Genomic DNA, 18,199 nt, shown 5'->3' with positions numbered 1-18,199 from the left:
AAAGGAAGAAGGAAGAGAGATATTTCTGTAGGGGCGGGTTCACCGACAATAATTGCCTAAAATCAATAATCTGATAAACCCGCCCCACCCAACGGTAAATCGCCATTTACCTCTTTCAAAATACAAGGGTCAGGTTTTACCAGAAATATTTGTTGAAAAGTCAGGGGATTAATAAACCCGCCCCTCTTTGATTTTATTTATGGTCTTTCTTTCTGCTTTTTTCTAGCTTTTTCCGAAACAGGCTATTTTCGGCTACTATATATTTGGTTTTTTTTTCTATGATTTCAGATAATCACAGCGCTCAATCAGAGAGCCGATCGCGCTCTGGGGCAGAAAAGTCTTTAGACGAAGGCTTTATCTGGCTGACTCGGATTTTGGGCATAGGAGTTGGTGTAATTTTGCTGGTAATCGCGCTCACCGTTGCTTACAGGGCTTTACCTGCGATTCAACAGTACGGTTTGGGATTTCTATTTAGCAGTAGCTGGAATCCGGTTAAGGAAGAGTACGGTGCGCTGCCAATGATTTACGGGACGATCGTCAGTTCGGCGATCGCGCTCGTAATTGCAGTACCATTAGGAGTAGGGACTGCCATTTTCTTGAGCGAGGACTTTCTGCCGCTGCCAGTGCGTACAGCTTTAGTTTTTTTAGTAGAACTTTTAGCCGCCATTCCCAGCGTAGTCTACGGTTTGTGGGGAATTGCTGTATTGATTCCCCTGATTACCACTCTCGGCAGGTTTCTCAACAGCACTTTCGGATGGCTGCCGATTTTTAGCACCCCGCCAGTGGGCCCGGGAATGTTACCAGCCGGAGTAATTTTGGGAGTCATGACTTTGCCCATTATTACTGCTATCTCCCGCGACTCTTTGGCAAGTCTCCCGCCCGAATTGCGGCAAGCATCTCTGGGTTTAGGAGCTACTCGCTGGACAACAATTTTTAGGGTACTCGTACCGGCGGCTTTTTCCGGCATAGTCGGCGGAATCATGCTCGGGCTCGGTCGCGCCATGGGAGAAACAATGGCTGCAACTCTGTTAATTGGCAATTCCAATCAGTTAAGTCTTTCTGTGCTAGCTCCGGCAAATACTATTGCTTCTCTGATGGCAAATCAATTTGCCGAAGCCTCTGGGTTGCAAGTATCAGCTCTGATGTACACTGGGCTAATTCTGTTTATTATGACACTGATTGTTAATGTTTTGGCAGAGTGGATTGTTTCTCAAGTAAGAGCGAAGTACAACTAGAAGTTTGCCGCGATTTCCTACATAGTTTTAGTTTATGTCAAATAGCGTCTCCGACGAGAATCCTTTGGTATCGAAAACAGGCAGTTTAAAGAAGGTTAAAAACAGCCCGCAAGCGCTGTTTAATCTGGCAATGACTGTACTGGCTGGAGCTAGTCTGGCCCTCACTCTGCTGCCTTTGTTTGCAGTGCTTTCCTACGTCACCGTACAAGGTTTCAATCGCCTGAATTTAGATTTGTTTACCAAGCTGCCACCGCCGCCCGGACTGTCGGGAGGCGGAATTGCTAATGCAATTGTCGGTACGTTAATGACCGTAGGAATTGCTTCTTTAATTGCTGTTCCTTTTGGTGTATTGGCCGCCGTTTATTTGTCGGAGTTCAGCAGCGGCCAAGTAGCTCGCTGGGTACGCTTTGCTACTAACGTCCTCAGCGGCGTTCCTTCGATTATTGCCGGGGTATTTGCCTACGGTTTGTTCGTGGTAAATATGGGAGGTTTTTCGGCAATTGCAGGGGGTGCGGCGCTGGCTGTGCTGATGTTGCCCACGATTGTGCGGACTACTGACGAAGCTCTACAAATTGTCCCGCAAGATATTAGATGGGCGTCGGTTGGTGTGGGTGCTTCAAACTATCAAACGGTGTTGCAGGTGGTTTTGCCTGCGGCAATTCCGGCTATTTTAACGGGTGTGACTCTGGCAATTGCCCGCGCTGCTGGAGAAACTGCTCCTTTGATTTTCACGGCGCTCAATTCGCCTTTTTGGCCGACAGGATTTGATAAGCCAACTCCGAGTCTTTCGGTTTTGGTGTACAACTTTGCAACGGTTCCTTTTAAGGCACAGAAAGAATTGGCTTGGGCGGCATCTTTGATTTTGGTGTTTATGGTTTTGCTGACGAGTATTCTTTCTCGCTGGGCTACTCGCCAAAAAGTTTATTGAAGGATGAGGGTTCTTGGAATTCGCTAAGGGTAAAAAGAAGGAAGAAGGAAGATTTTCCTTCTCTCCAACTTTCCCACTCTCATCTTCTCCTTATTTTGTAAAATTCGATTGGATACTTACCTGTATGATGACTGATTTAGACCAGCAAACGGAAACAGTTTTACGGACAGAAAATATCAATATTTTTTACGGCGCTTTTCACGCGGTTAAAAATGTTTCAATGGAGATTCCTAAAAATCGCATTACTGCCTTGATTGGGCCGTCTGGCTGCGGTAAAAGTACAATTCTGCGATCTTTTAACCGCCTCAACGATTTAGTTAACGGTTTTCGTTTAGAGGGTAGGATTGATTACCACGGTCAAAATCTTTACGATCCTGATATTGATGCTGTAGAGGTGCGCCGCAAGATTGGGATGGTGTTTCAAAAGCCGAATCCTTTCCCGAAGTCGATTTATGACAATATTGCTTACGGTGCGAGGGTGAACAATTATAAGGGGGATATGGATGAGCTGGTGGAAAAGTCGCTCAGCCAAGCTTATTTGTGGGATGAGGTGAAGGATAAGTTGAAGCAAAGCGGTTTTTCTCTTTCGGGTGGCCAGCAGCAGCGTTTGTGTATTGCTAGGGCGATCGCGATTAATCCTGATGTAGTGTTAATGGATGAACCTTGCGCTTCTCTTGACCCGATTTCTACGATTAAGATTGAGGAGTTGATGCGGGAACTTAAGGAAAAGTATACGATTGTGATCGTTACTCACAATATGCAGCAGGCTTCTCGGGTTTCTGACCTAACTGCTTTTTTCAATGCTAAACTTTCTGACGATGGGAAGCGGTTTGGCTATCTTGTGGAGTGTGACAAGACTGAGGTGATTTTCCAAAGTCCGAAGGAAGAGTCTACTTTAGATTATGTGAGTGGCCGTTTTGGTTGATTCCGCGACAGGTTTTAACCTATCGCTACACAAACTATTGTCCCTCTTTAAGAGACTAAAAACATTTAATTTGCTGAGTTTGGTAGCACCAAAAAAAACCGCGTAAAACTTTTCTGAATTGAGAATCCCGCTTTCTTGGAGAAAGCGGGATTCTGGGTTTTATGTTTAATAGCTCGATCTGAGATGTTGCACCATTCTCAATAAGCTTTTTAGGAACCGGCAAGATGCCTGTTCCACAAGAAGAAAATTCACTCTTTGTGGAACAGGCATCTTGCCTGTTCTTGACAATGGTGCAAGATGTGAGTCGATCGTACTTTTTGCAGATACAAGCCACTGATTTTTGTGAAGAAATGCTCGAAGGGTTCACATATTCTTCATCCAATGCTTTAACAGGTTTTCTTTTACCATGTTTTGCCGCATAACTTCGAGCAAGTATTCCTGAGCTTGGTCTTGGCTTAACCTTTTGACTTCTTCGCGCAGCACTTGAAGTTTGAACTGCTGTTCCATGCTGAGGCTGGTTGTAGGCATATCCATAAATCGCTCCTCCAGTTTGCTGAGATTGATGCGAAATTGATCGGAATGACGTTTCGCAGGATTTGTTGTGTCTCCTACATTGTAAACTATCATAACATTCACTTGACAATATGTCCAAAGTACACATTTTGAGACTAATTTGTGTAGCAAAAGTACATCTAAGTGGGGGGAGCCTTATCATAAAAAGGCGTAAAGACAGGGAAGCCTAAGCCAAAGGAGCTAGTTTGTATGGATGCCATGGAGTTTTTTCAAAGCAGTGCTGGGGAGTGGCGTTCTCAGCGCAGCACTCACCACCTCGCTTTCCGCCAAGCGGAGATTGGGGATTCAAATATTCAGGTAACGGCGTTGGGTGCGGATGACGCGAGAGTCGCCGAGATTTGCAAGATGCACGAAGTCGATCCGAGCCGGGCTGCTGGGGGGGCTTTTGTGACTTGGCACGGCTCGATGGCGTGGGATAAGGATGATGAGAATCATAAAGGGTCTACGGTGTTCGCGATCGTCCCCGATCCTGAAAATCCCCGGCAGGGCTTGATGTTGCGCGAACGGGGCTATGCGGAAATTGTGCCGGTGGCTGGCCGTTTTGAGATGGATGACGAGGATGGGCTGCTGCTGATTACCGAATACGAGACGATGAGTTCGATCGAGCGTTTTTGGTTTGCTAATCCGAACGTGCGGATGCGGACGAGTACCGTAAAGCGCTTTGGCGGTTTCAGCACATCGACTTTTTGTACCGAAATTAGGGTGCAACCAGACTCGGATGCAACATCAGAAGCAGCAGGAGCTCAAGTGCCCGCCAGCGAGTTTTATTCGGCTCTGGGCTGGTAATTTAGTCATTAGTCATTAGTCATTGGTCATTAGTCATTGGTTAATACTTTGGCGTCGTTTCGAGACTCAGCCGACTGCTGACTGCTCACTAATGACGAATGACTGCTGACTAATGACTTCCCCAAAGTCAACAAATGTTACAGATTGTTGCAAAAATTCAGGAAAATCAGATTTAGATTGCGGGAATCCCCTAATCTGTATGTTGGTTAGTTGTATCCGTTTTGCTGGCAGCTCACGGTGTCAACTATTTCTGAAATTTGAGATAACGGAGATTTTAACGTGGCGCTTCCTTTATTAAGCTACGCCCCCAACAGCCAAAACCAGCGCGTTGCTGGTTTTGAAGTGGGGAGCGACGAGCAGCCGAGAATTTTCACAACTGAAAATGTGCTCTCGTCTGGAGACATGGAAAATTTGATTTGGGCTGGATATCGCCAGATTTACAGCGAACACCAAATCCTCAAGAGCAACCGCCAAAAGTCTTTGGAGTCGCAACTCAAGTTCGGCCAAATTACTGTGCGGGACTTTATTCGCGGTTTGGCGACTTCTTCTCCTTTCTTGGAGCGGAATTATCAAACTAACAGCAATTACCGGTTTGTAGAAATGTGCGTGCAGCGCATTTTGGGCCGGGATGTGTACAGCGAGCGCGAAAAGATTGCGTGGTCGATCGTGGTAGCCAATAAGGGGCCTCAAGGCTTTATTGACGAGTTGGTCAATAGCGAAGAGTACCTGGATAAGTTCGGCTACGATACAGTACCTTACCAGCAGCGCCGAATTTTGCCTCAGCGAGTTGGAGGAGACACTCCTTTCAACTTGAAGACGCCCCGCTACAGCGAATACCACCGTTCGCAGCTTGGCTTCCCGCAAATCATCTGGCAGACTGGCGTGCGCCGTTTTGTTCCTCAAGAACAGCAACCGAAGGCTGGCGATCCGTCGAATTATTTGAGTATGGCGCGCAATATGCCCATGCCTGCTACTCCGCCGCAGCGCGTGCCTCTAGCTAATATCAATATCGAGACGATGGTTCCCCGTCGCCGGTAATTGATGCTGCCCTGATGCGATTATTTGTGTCGGGCGATCGACTGAATCGATCGGCTTTTAAGCTGAGAGAGTTTTGAGTCTTGAGTTTTGAGGTTTGAGTTTTTTGATAAACTTGGAATCCAAAACTCGGGACTCATAATTTTTTGTCATTAGTCATTAGTTATTAGTCATTAGTTATTAGTCATTAGTTATTAGTCATTAGTCATTAGTCATTAGTTATTAGGAAGAAAAATAATTCGACCTTTTCTCATTGTTAACTATAAGTGCATAGGTGCATTTATGCAGCCGCAATATAACGAAGGTGCTGGAAAATCTTTGCGTCGCCATGCTCAACAGCTTCGTACCAAAGCCTTATACAGGTACGGTGCGGCAACAGGGTTGGTGTTGTTGCCACTGCTGGTATACGCGGTAGCACCTTTTTCTCCTTTATTTTTGGTCGCAGTTCTTGTGATAGGGGCATTAATCGCCCTTCCGTTCATTGAGGACGGGAAAACGTTTTGGAAGTCGTCTCAGAGATTTGACCAAGGGGCCTGTGGTGAAGAAAAGATTCAGCAAGTTTTGGAGTCCCTAATCCAATCTGGATGGATAGCTGAGTACAATTTAAGATTGCCGCAAGTAGGCGATATCGATGTGTGGCTGCGATCGCCTAAAGGAGTCAATTTTATCCTTGATGTGAAGTCTCACTCAACCGTAGTTCAGTTGGATGGGGATGTGCTCAAGCGTCTATCTTACGACGGGAAATTGATAGATTTTAAGAAAGATTTTCTGGCACAGATTGCCAACCAAGCTACGGCTATCAAAAAAGCTAAGAAGTTAACCAAGGTCACTCCAGTAGTTGTATTTAGCGATGCCAAGGTGAGTTTTAGCAACAAAAAGAAGATTAGGGGTGCTTACGTCCTGGAACTGGGCAATCTGGTGTCAAGGTTGCAAGAACTCGATCGCACCTATAAAAGTAGATAAGATTGGGAGAAATGAGATAAACGGCTACATTGATATGTTCGACATCAACAAATTTGCACATAGCAGTACCATCCCAGACTTGCACTAGCATCTAAGTGATACTTGTGTTATTAAAAAAAGTTAAGGTAGAAACAATATCCTGGAGGGAATGTTGAACAAAGCAATCAAGGTAGATAAAATTCTCAACGCCTGATAGCCACTTGCCATAACAGCTTTGGCGACTGCTATACCAATTATCAAATATTAGCCCGTAACCTCAATATTTTCAACAAAGTGTTGAATTGATCGGGCAAAGGTGCGATCGCCTCTATTAATTCTCCTGTTACAGGATGCTGCAATGTCAGCCGCCATGCGTGGAGGGCTTGTCCGGTTAAATTGACGCCGATAGAACGGTTGGAACTGTACATCGGGTCGCCCACAATCGGATGTTTTATTTCGGCTGTATGCACGCGAATTTGATGGGTGCGGCCGGTTTCTAATTGATAGTGCATTAAGCAATAGTTGCCGATTCTTTCTTTGATTGTCCAGTGAGTAACTGCGGGGCGACCGCCTTTTTCTACTGGTACTACTGCCATTTTTTTGCGGTCTGTGGGATGCCGCCCGATGGGTAAGTCTACTGTGCCTGTTTCGGTGTTAGGAGCACCGTAAACTATGCCTAAATATTCGCGGCGGGCGGTTTTGGCTTTGAGTTGGGCTTGCAGGTGTTGGTGGGCGATGTCGGTTTTGGCGATCGCGATCGCACCTGTTGTATCTTTGTCTAATCTGTGCACGATTCCCGGTCGCTGAACTCCGCCTATTTCTGCTAGAGGACAGTGGGCTAAGAGGGCGTTGACTAATGTACCGTCTTGGTGTCCGGCGGCTGGGTGGACGACTAATCCGGCTGGTTTGTTGATGATAATTAGGCTGTCGTCTTCGTAGAGAATGTCGAGGGGAATTGCTTCCGGCTGCAACTTTGTGGGCTGGGTTTCGGGTAATGTGAGGTGGATGCGATCGCCCGTTTTTACTGATATTTTTTTCGATGTGCAGGTTTCGTCGTTGACTTTGACATTACCTTGTGATATGAGGCTTTGGATTCGCGATCGGGATAAGTCCGGTATCTGGTTTGACAGCCAAATATCTAATCGCTGATTGACATTACTGCGATCGAATTCCTCTGTATTTTCTACTGTGTAAATCTGTGCCGCAGTGTCTGTTTCTATCATTAACTTTTTACTATTTTTTGCCAAGTGTGTAAAGCAAATATCTTAATCATAACATCTGTGAGTTAGTTCGCGATCGCACGGGTAGCGAGAAACCGGGTTTTTTCATAGCAATACTTCATTTGGGCCCGCAGACTGGGTAAAAAACCCGGTTTCTTTGGTCGGAGTGGTTAAGTCGCTTGAGTATAATCGTCAATTCTATCGACAATTGTCGCAGTGGCCGCAGCGCATTGATTTAGCTTCCTTGGCAAACCCAAAAGCTTGCAGCAAAAATTGCCACCTACACTCGCGATGTTTGAGATATTTTGCCATTTCTTCCGCTGCGGTAAAATTTGATTTTTCCGCTTTGTGCTGGGGAGATTTATTAATCGCATAATTAAAAGGATCTTGCCATGTTAATTGTCCGCTACTGTGCAAGATTGAAAGGGCGATCGCACTTTCGGGAAATTCGCGGGAAACTGCTTCTATATCACCTTTAACTGGCAGTTTTTTGGCTAATTGCTGAGCTTCTCGGTATTGCGATCGCAGTTTATCTTGAAAAAATTGCCCTCTTTGTTTATCTTCAGGATAAAGCAAACCCGTAGGTTCGCTAATCAATGTCAGGGCGATCGCCGATTTGCCGTCGCGTCCGCCTCTACCAATTTCCTGAATGTATTCCGATAATAGCAAAGGTGCTTGATAATGAACAACCCACCGGACATCAGGCTTATTAATCCCCATACCGAATGCTGAAGTACAAGTCACGAATTTAAGCTCATTGTTCAGCCAAGCTGTTTCTATTTGTCGTCGTGATTCTGGACTTAAACCTGCATGATATGCTGCTGTTTCATAACCTGCTGCTTCCAACAAATCCGCCAAGCTTTCGCTATCTTTTCGGGTGCGGACATAGACTAAACCTGCTTGTTTTTGTCGAGCTTTAATAAAAGTTAATAACTGCTGTTTTCGTCCTCTCGGCGTCCAGACTGTCTGCACTTGCAGGTGCAGGTTAGAACGGTAGGGACTTAGCAGAAAGGCTTCTGGTTTTTGCAGTTGCAAGACATTTTTGATTGTCTGCTGTGCTTCCGGGTTGGCGGTAGCGGTAAAAGCTGCGATCGCAATTTTACTGTTTGCTGGTTTAGCTTTCAACAAAGCCGGCCGCACTGTTCCCAAACGGCGGTAAGCTGGTCGAAAAGTATCACCCCATTGTACTAAACAGTGAGCTTCATCTAATATTAAACCGTTAATTTGAATGTGCGGCTGACTGATAATTTCCCAAACAGGTTTGCTGAGTAATGTTTCGGGAGACAGGTACAGCAATCTTAATTTGTTTTGTTGCAGCGATTGCATAGTTTGTCGGCGCTGCGCTGTTGGCAATTGACTGTGTAGGAGGGAAGCGGGTAAATTGCGATCGCGCAATTCTTGCACTTGATTTTCCATCAAGGCGACTAAGGGCGAAACCACCAAAGTCAAGCCTGTTTGTAACAAAGCTGGCAGTTGAAAGCAGATGGATTTGCCACCACCTGTCGGCATAATTATCAGCGTGTCTTTTCCTGCTAGCAAACTGCTGACAATTTCTGCTTGGGGCGGGCGAAAGTCGTCGTATCCCCAATTTTTTTTAAATGTGGCGCGGGCTTGATTTAATGATGTTAATTCGGGTTGAAAGTTCATTTTACTGAGTTAAAAAAATTGTATTGTTTCGCCACAACTAACGAATTTTTGGCAAATTCGGATCTTTTCGACAAGTCGAGAGTGGTAATTGTTCACCACCTTGTATCGTGGTAATTCTCATTCGATTTCTATCTGTCACCACATTTAAACAAGCACAGCCATATCCATAGTTAACATTAGTTTTGACATATTCATCGTCGTTAAAAGGAGGAATATTGTTCATTCCTCCGGCTTGATATCCCCCTTGCACCGAGATAGTCCACTGAGCATCTTTGTCTTTGAGATACCAATTAGCAGGCGTGGGATTTATTAACCATCCGCACCGGGTTTCAGCCGCTTTCGCAGGAATAACAACGATCGAAAAAGATGAGATAATTGCAGGGATCAACCACTTGAGTTTCATAGCTTTACATCCTAATTTTTGAGCGACAATCATACAGGAATTACGCGCTTCGAGAAAAGAAACAGCAACCGGGTTTTTTAGCGAATCTGCGGGTGACAACGAAATATTGTCGCAAAAACCAGGTTTCTAACTACCTGCGCGTAAGTCCTGTCCAAAATCCAAAATCCAAAATCCCCTAAGACTCCTCGCCGTCTCGGCGGCCGAGCTCGTACACGCCGCCGCCAATACAGGCGATCGTACCCATAGATACCGCCCAACCAGCGCCCAGAGACAATTCGACGCCCCAATTGCACAATCCCCCCACAATCAAAAAGGGTACAATGCTCAACAGCGAAGCGTAAAACGCATTTTGGGCTTCTCTGGCTTGGCGGGTTCTTTCAAACTCGGCTTCCGAGGTGTAGAGGGATCTCTCGGCAAAATTCATCCAGCGGTTGAGTTGCAGGATTACCCATTCTGTGAGGGGCGACAGGCCCCAGTATAGGGCCAAAGACCACAAGGACGCACCGGCGATCGCAGTTGCGTCTATGGCAAAACTAAAGGGAAAAATTTCAGTAAGCATTGCTTGATGTTTGTGATGAATTTGAGATTTTGGATGTTATCCAAAATCCCCGAACTTAACTATAGTGTCAAGCAAAAGCTCGATCGAATTCAACCGCAGCAGGAATTCCTCGGCCAATTTTTTTTTATTACCCCTGGGCATTTACCCGGAAGCCTTGACACGGGTTTTGGATGGAGTAAGATACACGTTGTTGATAAACTGATTCGCGATCGCGGGTAGAGCTCAAAGCCAATCTTGCAGCGAATTGGCATAACTTACATTTTGCACCCTTCTGAGAAACGGGCAAGATGCCCGTTCCACAAAGAATGATTTTTTTGTGGGGAGTAGGGGTTGGGCCGGAAAGCCCGCCCCTGAAAGCTTTATTGACAAGGGTGCAAGATGTGAGCCTAACAGACAACGCACACTCCCACACACATTTAACTTTGAGCCGTGAAAAAAATCCTGCAAGACTCTAGAGGCCCGCTGACGGCAAAACGCTTTTTTCGTCTCAGACAGATGCTGCTGCTGGCACTTTCGATCGGCATTGTGTTGATTAGCCCTTATTTGCAGCAGCAGGTGGTCAAAGCTCAGTCAGGCTTACCAAGCAGAGTAGCGACGGGTAATTTGTGGCAAGAAGCTTCTTTTCCAGTCGAAAACTTTGAAACATACACTTCCCCCTTCGGCCCCCGTGGCGGGGATTTTCATTACGGTTTGGACTTGGCCGCCCCGGAAGGCAGCTATATCCGCAATTGGTGGGGCGGGCAAATTGTGGAAGTTTGGGAAGATGGCCGGTGCGGCACTGGTATGGTGGTGCGATCGGGAAATTGGGAACACATCTACTGTCACCTCAGAGGCCGAGTGCTAACGGCTAACGGCGGGCGTTATTATACCGATCGCGAAGGTACTTTGCAAATTTGGCAGGGTCAAACAGTGCCTGCGGGTGCGAGAATTGCCAGAGTTGGGATGACCGGCCGCACGAGTGGGCCTCACTTGCACTGGGGATTGAAGTACGGCGGCCGCTGGGTAGACCCGGCTTTGGTACTCCGGGAAATGTACGCGCAACAATCTTAATTAGTCATTAGTTAGTAGTCATTAGTCATTAGTCATTAGTTAGTAGTCATTAGTTAGTAGTCATTAGTCATTTTTCTTGGTTTGTAGTAAGGACTAAAGTCCTTATTTTGTCGGTAATGAGGACTTTAGTCCTCACTACAAACTTGAATAACTAATGACTAATGACCAATGACTAATGACTAATGACTCTTTAGGTTGGTGCCAACTCTTTTTTGTTTACCTCGGTGTAGCGATCGACAATTTGGCGGAATTCGTCGCCGTCGATTGTTTCTTCATCCAACAGCGCTTCGACAAGTTTGTCTACCAAAGCGCGGTTTTCGCGGATAATTCGGCGAGCTTCTTCGTAGCAGTCAAAGGCAATTTCCCGGACTTGGCGATCGATCTTGATTGCCATTTCTTCGGAATACTCCGATCGCGAATTCCAGTTTTGGCCCAAAAACACCTCATTGTTCGGACTTTCCAAAGCCACAGGCCCCAAATCCGACATTCCATAAAGCGTTACCATCTCCCTGGCGAGACTGCTAACTTTTCTGAGATCACTACCGGCACCGGTGTCGATTTCAGCATCGCCATAAATTTCTGCCTCCGCCGCCCGTCCCCCCAAAGCTACTTTAATTCGGTTTAACAGCAAAGCCCGACTCCTCAAACCTTCGCTGTCGAGCATTTCGTCGTCGAGCACAAAGCTAGTAAAGCCTTCGACCCCGCCGGAACGCGGAATAATCGTTACTTTTTCCACCGGGTCGGCATTTTTGAGCATGGTCGCGACTAGGGCGTGTCCGACTTCGTGGTATGCTGTCATCCACTTTTTCTTGCTGTCGAGCAGCGGGTTGAGCGTAAGCCCGATCGTGATCCGGTCGATCGCGTCGTGAACTTCTAAGTTAGTAATCGTGTCTTTGCGACGCCTCGCTGTGAGAATAGCTGCTTCGTTGAGCAAGTTTGCCAAGTCAGCGCCCGAAAAGCCGGGAGTGCGGCGGGCGATCGTGTCTAGGGCAACTTCTGGGTCGAGTTTTTTGTTGCGCGCGTGAACTTGCAAAATCCCCAAACGCCCTTTGTAACTGGGTAAATCTACCGTTACTTGTCGATCGAACCTGCCGGGCCGCAGCAGGGCGGTATCGAGCACGTCGGGCCGGTTAGTAGCTGCAATCACAATCACGCCGCTGTTACCCTCAAAGCCGTCCATTTCTGTCAGCAACTGGTTGAGAGTTTGTTCGCGTTCGTCGTTGCCGCCGCCGATACCAGCGCCGCGCTGCCTTCCTACGGCGTCTATTTCGTCGATGAAGACGATGCAGGGCGAATTTTCTTTAGCTTTGCGGAACAAGTCGCGGACGCGGGAGGCGCCAACTCCGACAAACATTTCGACAAATTCGGAACCGGAGATGCTGAAGAAGGGGACGGCTGCTTCGCCTGCGATGGCTTTTGCCAACATTGTTTTGCCGGTTCCTGGAGGCCCGATTAACAGAACTCCTCTGGGAATTTTTGCGCCGATGGCGTTGAAGCGTTCGGGTTTTTTGAGGAAGGTTACGACTTCTTGCAGTTCTTCTTTAGCTTCTTCGATGCCTGCTACGTCGTCGAACATCACGCCGGTTTTGGCTTCCATTTGGAAACGGGCTCTGGATTTGCCGAAGTTCATGGCATTTCCTTGAGATTGGGTCGATCGGCGCAGGATTGCCATCAGCACTGCCAACACTGCAAAAATCACTAGCAAGTTTACTACTAAACTGACTGCGGCGGCGTTGTCGGCTGTTTGTTTGACTTCAAAGTCAATCTTTTTGGCGCGGATTTGCGAGTACAGTTCTCGGTTGTTGTAGTCGAACAGACTAACTGATTGGGTTTGATCGCTTTTTTGATTTTTTAGCCTAACCTTGGCAGTTTTTTGAGTTTCGTCTACTTCGATTTTACTGACTTGCCCTTTTTCTATGTTGTCGATCAGTTGGCTGTAACTCATGGTGTTTGGCGCGCTGTCGGCAAACACCGGGGTCGAGAGCAATATTCCTTGAGAAATCACCAAACTGCCCAGGATGCGCCAAAGATTCCGTCCTGGAATTGATTTTTTAGGATTCTGGCTCGACTTGTCTTTGTTTACAGCTAGATGCCCCAGCCATGCGTGTTTCCAAGAATTTTTCATATTGCTTTGCCCAAGGTTGAAGACTGCCAAGATTGACCGCTTGTGGTTTGATACGTTCATTTATTTTAACAAGATGGCGGGTGTTGGATGGGGTTATCTCTCGCGGGCATCTTAAGAGGCCCCTCTTGAGGGTGGTTTTGAATCCACGGATCCTCAAGAAACCGGGTTTTTTACCTCATCTGCGGGCTATAACCAAGGATTTTGCTCAAAAAACCCGGTTTCTCGGCCCCGTCCACTGAACTTACCCACTTCTGCTCAAGAAACCGGGTTTTTTACCTAATCTGCGGGCTATAACCAAGGATTTTGCTCAAAAAACCCGGTTTCTCGGCCCCCTCCGTAAATCTCAAATCTCAAATCTCAAATCTCAAATCTCAAATCTCAAATCGATTGACAGTTGCCGATCGAACTTGCTATGTTAATCATACTCGTAATGAGTACGCTTTAGTAAAGCAGTTATTGTTTTTAAGCTTTATGGTAAAAATTGTCGGCATTGGTGGAAGTTTGCGGGCTGGCTCCTACAGCCAGTTAGCGTTGAAGGTGGCAGCAGAACGAGCGCAGACCCTGGGCGCGGAAGTTGAAATATTGGATTTGCGATCGCTCAATCTGCCCTTCTGCAACGGTGAGAATGATTATCGCGATTACCCGGATGTGGAAAAGCTGCAGAATGCGGTTAAGCAAGCCGACGGCTTGATTTTGGCAACGCCGGAGTATCACGGTAGCGTCAGCGGTGCTCTCAAGAATGCCCTGGATTTGATGAGTTTTGAGCATTTGGACGGGAAAGTTGCGGGTGGGATTAGCGTTTTGGGAGGGCAAGTTAACAGCAACGCACTCAACGATTTGCGAACCATTTTGAGATGGGTGCACGCTTGGGTAATTCCCGAACAAATTGCGATCGGACAAGCTTGGAAAGCTTTTAGTCCTGATGGTAAATTGTTGGATGAAAAACTGTCCGAAAGGTTCGATGAATTTGCTCGAAGTTTAGTGAAAAATACACGGAAATTGCGAGGGATTTCTTAGCAGACGGCTTGCTTTCGCCAGTAGTCCTTGGTAATGGGGAATTGGAAATTGGTAGTAACTAACCAATAACCCATAACTAATGACTATTGGTAAGGGGTAAGGAGTAATTTGTATGGGTTAGTGGCAATTGGTAATTTGTAGCAACCAACTAATGACTAATGACTAATGACTACTGACTACTGACTAATGACTACTGACTACTGACTACTGACTACTGACTTCAAAATGGCATATCGATCATGTCTCCGAAAGGATGGGGTACGTCGATCGGCATTCTTCCGGGTTTTGACTCATATTTGTCTATCCACTTTTTTGCCAATTCCAAAGCTTCCTCCTCAGTCTTGGCATTTTGGACGGCGACGTGGCGGTTGCCGCGACTATCCCAAACCTCGACGTAGAAGACTTTCTGGGATTGAATAATCCAACCTTTATAAGTGTCTGCTGGTTCCATAGTTAGAATCCTAAAATAATCGGGCGGGGAGTTCCACTGGCTAGCTAATTGTAAATATTGCCCTGCATAAAATGAATTTTACGGGGGTTTCTATAGTATTTTTGGAAAAAAGTCAGTTTTACGGTTAACCTCATGACTAGACTCCTGAAGCAATTATTTAACTGGAGAAAATATCTCCAACCTTTGGCAGCGACGATCGCGATCGTCCTAATCGCATCCCAGATGGCGGTATTGCCGGCATTGGCGACGGGCGTTTACGAAATACCGGTGTTGTCGGCGGGCGATCGAACTTGGGTGTTCGACAAAGGCGACGTGCTCAGCCGCAGTAGCGAAAGCAATATCAGCAGCGTGCTCGACAACCTGGAAAACAAAACAGGGAAACAAGTCAGATTTGTCACCATCCACCGCTTAGACTACGGTGAAACGGCTGCCACTTTCACCGACCAACTGTTTGAACAGTGGTTTCCAGCAAAGGAAGACCAGACTAATCAAATTTTACTCGTTCTCGACACTGTTACCAACAGCGCGGCAATTCGCACCGGCGAAGGGGTTAAGTCCCTGCTAACCGATGAAATTGCCCAGAGTGTAGCTGGAGAAACCGTGCAAGTGCCGCTGCGGGAAGCCAATAAATACAACGAGGCATTTGCGGCTGCAACTACGCGCATTGCAACTGTTTTGTCGGGCGAACCCGATCCGGGTCCTCCTGAAGTTGTTGACAACATTCAAGTTGAAGGCACGTTTAAAAAAGCTGAAGAAACAGACCAGGGCAATGCCACAGTTGTTGTGGTTGTGCTGTTGGTGTTGGCGACAGTGATTCCGATGGTGACTTATTTCTGGTATCAAGGTTTTTCTTGAACAGTTGACTGTTGACTGTTGACTGTTGACAGCGAGGTTTTTAAACCGTTGATGCTTCGACTAATCTTGAACGTATTCTCGATCGCCCAACAATGCAATTTCTGCCCGTACAAATTCCCGTCCCAGATAAGCCGCGTGATCTAACATTGTCACCGGGTTGGGGCGGGTTTCTTCTAGGATTTTGACGCAAAGTTCTTTGGCGGTTCTGCCGGTAAAAAGTGTGGATTGGGTGCGTTCTACCTTGCCGCGGGCGGGGATGGGTTTGCCGGTTTCGGGATCGACGGCGAGGCCTCGATCGTCGATGATGTTGGTGAAATGTTTGGCACAAATTAAGCTGGTTTCGCGATCGAGATAGATGATGAAGTAGCCGCCTGGATCGAGATCGAGGTGGCGTTTGGATAGGTTGTCATCGATTGCGGTGAGGTTTTCCAAGGTTTGACTCATGGTTGGGGAAAGAAAGTAAACAATAGCTATATTTTTTTGCTATTTCTAGTTTAGTCGGCTGCGGGACAAGTTTGGGACATTGGTTGGTTGAATGCGGGGGAAAGTTTCGGGCGATCGACATTCTACGCGATATCTGTGGGGACAGGGCATTGCCGTGTCCGGCGCGGGGTTGTGCGACTTTTAACGATCTGTATAAGATTGAGGAGTGTCACAAGACTTGTTGAACTTGATAGAATGAACCGCAGAGAACGCAGAAAAAGCAGAGTGAAAAAGAGAGACAAACCAAATATGTTACCATGAATTTGAGTAACATTTTACATGAAGTTATATATGAAATTTATAGATTTATTTTCAGGAATAGGAGGTTTCAGACAAGGGTTTGAAAAATTTGGCTTTGAATGCGTTTTTTCCTGCGAGATAAACAGCAAATGCCGACAAGTTTACACAGAAAACTTCGGCGAGGTTCCTTTTGCCGACATCAGTAACATCAATCCCGCCGATTTAGCAGACTTTGATATTTTAGTCGCCGGGTTTCCGTGCCAACCTTTTAGCATCTGTGGCAAAAAGCTCGGTTTTGAAGATACTAGAGGCACGCTATTTTTTGAGATTTGTAAAATCATCAAAATCAAGCAACCTCAAGTTATTGTTCTCGAAAATGTCAAGCACTTAATTCATCACGACAAGGGAAATACATTAAAAGTAATTATTGCCAGTCTTGAAGATTTGGGATACAGCGTGAATTACAAAATTCTGAATGCTAAAGACTTTGGAATTCCTCAACATCGTGAAAGAATATTTATTATTGCAACTCAAGATAAACCATTCAATTTTTCTAGGCTTAAAACCCAGTTGACTCCAAAACTCTGGGAATTTCTAGACGAGACAGGGGATTTTGAAATATTGGATAAATCCGAGTATACTTTAATTGAGTCTCCGAGAAAGCAAGATTCGGGACTTGTATTTGTAGGTTACAGAAATAAAGGTACTTGGAAAACTGGCGTGAGGCCGAATACAGAACATTTATCGAGAGTTCACAGACAGCCTAATCGCATTTATTCGGTAGATGGAGTGCATCCGACAATTCCTTCGCAAGAAACATCTGGCAGGTTTTTTATCTACATTCCTTCGCAAGATATGGTGAGAAAGTTGACGCTGAAGGAATGTTACCGTCTTATGGGTTTTCCTGAAGATTTTAAAAGTTATCCGAGTGCAGGGGAAAGTTACAAGCAAATCGGGAATTCGGTTTGTGTGCCGGTTGTGGAGGCGATCGCCAAAGAAATATTAAGTCAAAATTTATTGTATGATGAAAAGAAGGAACTACAAAGATGTCCACAGTCCCGAATTCTGGAACCAGTTGAGACTCTAGTTAACACTCTTACTTGAGATTAACTTTATTATTAAAGAATTTGAGAATTAACCAAGCGCTAACTTTGAGCTATAATATAAGTCACCCAAGATAGATATAGTCGTCATGGAAGAATTACTCACCTTAAAAAGCTTACTGCTCAAAGGGGATATACCTGGGTCATTAGCTATAGTTGAAGAACTAGAAGAAATGAGCAAAAAAGACATCATTAAAACTATTCGCAGCTATGCAGTTATTTTACTATTGCATCTGATTAAACAGCAAGCTGAAAATCGCACAACTCGCTCTTGGGATATCTCGATTCGGAACTCGGTTCTAGAAATTCAGGAGGAAAATAAGCGACCGAGAGGCGCGGGATTTTACTTACCTATAGAAGAGTTACTCATTGTTTTAGAAATGGCGTATCGACAAGCTATTAACAAAGCTTCCCTAGAAGTGGAAGAAGGGCGTTATGAACCAAGAGAATTGTCGCAGTTAGTGAATCAAGAGGCACTTATTAATCAAGCAATGACTTTAATTTCACAAGAAGCTGAAGAGAATGACTAAAGTTACCCAAAGTTAGGACACGGCAATGCCGTTTCCCTACCTCACTTAATTGTAGGGAAACGGCATTGCCGTGTCCTCGATATTTGCAAGGA

The 18,199-nt window shown here is 45.9% G+C and carries 20 protein-coding genes; 12 read left to right on the top strand and 8 right to left on the bottom strand.

Annotated features, from left to right (window positions below):
* The first annotated feature begins 278 nt into the window (after window positions 1-278).
* The 3 genes from pstC (at window position 279) to pstB (ending at window position 3,088) form a co-directional block, all read left to right on the top strand.
* Window positions 279-1,235, top strand: coding sequence for a phosphate ABC transporter permease subunit PstC (pstC, locus tag QUA43_RS18610; protein ID WP_333375805.1), 957 nt, complete (start codon window positions 279-281; stop codon window positions 1,233-1,235).
* A 34-nt stretch (window positions 1,236-1,269) separates the two neighbouring features.
* Complete coding sequence (pstA, locus tag QUA43_RS18605; RefSeq protein ID WP_333375804.1) at window positions 1,270-2,163, top strand: phosphate ABC transporter permease PstA; 894 nt, start codon at window positions 1,270-1,272, stop codon at window positions 2,161-2,163.
* 124 nt (window positions 2,164-2,287) lie between these two features.
* Window positions 2,288-3,088, top strand: coding sequence for a phosphate ABC transporter ATP-binding protein PstB (gene pstB / locus QUA43_RS18600; RefSeq protein ID WP_333375803.1), 801 nt, complete (start codon window positions 2,288-2,290; stop codon window positions 3,086-3,088).
* Window positions 3,089-3,451: 363 nt separating this feature from the next.
* Here pstB and QUA43_RS30885 read toward each other — a convergent pair whose 3' ends face one another.
* The gene (locus QUA43_RS30885) at window positions 3,452-3,715 is read right to left on the bottom strand and encodes an NblA/ycf18 family protein (protein WP_445242851.1); all 264 of its coding nucleotides are present in this window, start codon (window positions 3,713-3,715) and stop codon (window positions 3,452-3,454) included.
* 135 nt (window positions 3,716-3,850) lie between these two features.
* Between QUA43_RS30885 and QUA43_RS18590 the strand changes: the two genes are divergently transcribed.
* The 3 genes from QUA43_RS18590 to QUA43_RS18580 all read left to right on the top strand — a co-directional run bounded on the left by QUA43_RS18590 (window position 3,851) and on the right by QUA43_RS18580 (window position 6,445).
* A complete protein-coding gene (locus tag QUA43_RS18590; RefSeq protein WP_333375802.1) occupies window positions 3,851-4,447 on the top strand; it encodes a phycobiliprotein lyase in 597 nt (198 codons plus the stop codon).
* A 279-nt stretch (window positions 4,448-4,726) separates the two neighbouring features.
* Window positions 4,727-5,485, top strand: coding sequence for a phycobilisome rod-core linker polypeptide (locus tag QUA43_RS18585; protein WP_333375801.1), 759 nt, complete (start codon window positions 4,727-4,729; stop codon window positions 5,483-5,485).
* Window positions 5,486-5,764: 279 nt separating this feature from the next.
* Complete coding sequence (locus QUA43_RS18580) at window positions 5,765-6,445, top strand: NERD domain-containing protein (protein WP_333375800.1); 681 nt, start codon at window positions 5,765-5,767, stop codon at window positions 6,443-6,445.
* Window positions 6,446-6,681: 236 nt separating this feature from the next.
* Here the strand turns inward: QUA43_RS18580 and QUA43_RS18575 are convergent, their stop codons facing one another.
* The 4 genes from QUA43_RS18575 to QUA43_RS18560 form a co-directional block, all read right to left on the bottom strand.
* Entirely contained in the window at window positions 6,682-7,647 is a 966-nt protein-coding gene (locus QUA43_RS18575) for an RluA family pseudouridine synthase (protein ID WP_333375799.1), read from the bottom strand.
* A 195-nt stretch (window positions 7,648-7,842) separates the two neighbouring features.
* Window positions 7,843-9,291 carry a RecQ family ATP-dependent DNA helicase gene (locus tag QUA43_RS18570; protein ID WP_333375798.1) on the bottom strand — a complete coding sequence of 483 codons (1,449 nt, stop codon included), beginning with the start codon at window positions 9,289-9,291 and terminating at the stop codon, window positions 7,843-7,845.
* Between the two features lie 37 nt (window positions 9,292-9,328).
* Window positions 9,329-9,694, bottom strand: a complete 366-nt coding sequence (locus QUA43_RS18565) for a DUF4087 domain-containing protein (protein WP_333248710.1) — start codon at window positions 9,692-9,694, stop codon at window positions 9,329-9,331.
* Window positions 9,695-9,869: 175 nt separating this feature from the next.
* A complete protein-coding gene (locus tag QUA43_RS18560; RefSeq protein ID WP_333375797.1) occupies window positions 9,870-10,253 on the bottom strand; it encodes a hypothetical protein in 384 nt (127 codons plus the stop codon).
* A gap of 33 nt (window positions 10,254-10,286) precedes the next feature.
* Here QUA43_RS18560 and QUA43_RS18555 point away from each other — a divergent pair, with 33 nt between their 5' ends.
* Together QUA43_RS18555 and QUA43_RS18550 are read left to right on the top strand one after the other, a co-directional pair.
* Window positions 10,287-10,472, top strand: a complete 186-nt coding sequence (locus tag QUA43_RS18555) for a hypothetical protein (RefSeq protein ID WP_333375796.1) — start codon at window positions 10,287-10,289, stop codon at window positions 10,470-10,472.
* 276 nt (window positions 10,473-10,748) lie between these two features.
* Window positions 10,749-11,303, top strand: a complete 555-nt coding sequence (locus QUA43_RS18550; RefSeq protein ID WP_333083646.1) for a M23 family metallopeptidase — start codon at window positions 10,749-10,751, stop codon at window positions 11,301-11,303.
* Window positions 11,304-11,493: 190 nt separating this feature from the next.
* Here the strand turns inward: QUA43_RS18550 and ftsH are convergent, their stop codons facing one another.
* Window positions 11,494-13,428 (bottom strand): ATP-dependent zinc metalloprotease FtsH, encoded by a 1,935-nt coding sequence (ftsH, locus tag QUA43_RS18545; protein WP_333375795.1) that lies wholly within the window; start codon window positions 13,426-13,428, stop codon window positions 11,494-11,496.
* 303 nt (window positions 13,429-13,731) lie between these two features.
* Here ftsH and QUA43_RS18540 point away from each other — a divergent pair, with 303 nt between their 5' ends.
* Window positions 13,732-14,445 carry an NADPH-dependent FMN reductase gene (locus tag QUA43_RS18540; RefSeq protein ID WP_445301981.1) on the top strand — a complete coding sequence of 238 codons (714 nt, stop codon included), beginning with the start codon at window positions 13,732-13,734 and terminating at the stop codon, window positions 14,443-14,445.
* A gap of 220 nt (window positions 14,446-14,665) precedes the next feature.
* On the opposite strand, the gene QUA43_RS18535 is transcribed toward QUA43_RS18540, so the two are convergent.
* The gene (locus QUA43_RS18535) at window positions 14,666-14,896 is read right to left on the bottom strand and encodes a hypothetical protein (protein ID WP_006635545.1); all 231 of its coding nucleotides are present in this window, start codon (window positions 14,894-14,896) and stop codon (window positions 14,666-14,668) included.
* A 132-nt stretch (window positions 14,897-15,028) separates the two neighbouring features.
* On the opposite strand from QUA43_RS18535, the gene psb32 reads away from it, so the two are divergent.
* On the top strand, window positions 15,029-15,751 hold the full coding sequence (psb32, locus tag QUA43_RS18530) for a photosystem II repair protein Psb32 (RefSeq protein ID WP_333375794.1): 723 nt from the start codon (window positions 15,029-15,031) through the stop codon (window positions 15,749-15,751).
* Window positions 15,752-15,811: 60 nt separating this feature from the next.
* Here the strand turns inward: psb32 and QUA43_RS18525 are convergent, their stop codons facing one another.
* The gene (locus QUA43_RS18525; RefSeq protein ID WP_333375793.1) at window positions 15,812-16,195 is read right to left on the bottom strand and encodes a DUF4346 domain-containing protein; all 384 of its coding nucleotides are present in this window, start codon (window positions 16,193-16,195) and stop codon (window positions 15,812-15,814) included.
* Between the two features lie 330 nt (window positions 16,196-16,525).
* Between QUA43_RS18525 and dcm the strand changes: the two genes are divergently transcribed.
* Together dcm and QUA43_RS18515 are read left to right on the top strand one after the other, a co-directional pair.
* On the top strand, window positions 16,526-17,578 hold the full coding sequence (gene dcm / locus QUA43_RS18520) for a DNA (cytosine-5-)-methyltransferase (protein WP_333375792.1): 1,053 nt from the start codon (window positions 16,526-16,528) through the stop codon (window positions 17,576-17,578).
* Window positions 17,579-17,666: 88 nt separating this feature from the next.
* Window positions 17,667-18,107, top strand: a complete 441-nt coding sequence (locus QUA43_RS18515; protein ID WP_333323424.1) for a DUF29 family protein — start codon at window positions 17,667-17,669, stop codon at window positions 18,105-18,107.
* Window positions 18,108-18,199 lie beyond the last annotated feature (92 nt).

Source organism: Microcoleus sp. N9_B4, from assembly GCF_036701635.1.
GTDB lineage: Bacteria > Cyanobacteriota > Cyanobacteriia > Cyanobacteriales > Microcoleaceae > Microcoleus.
This window is presented reverse-complemented; position numbering and strand designations above follow the sequence as displayed.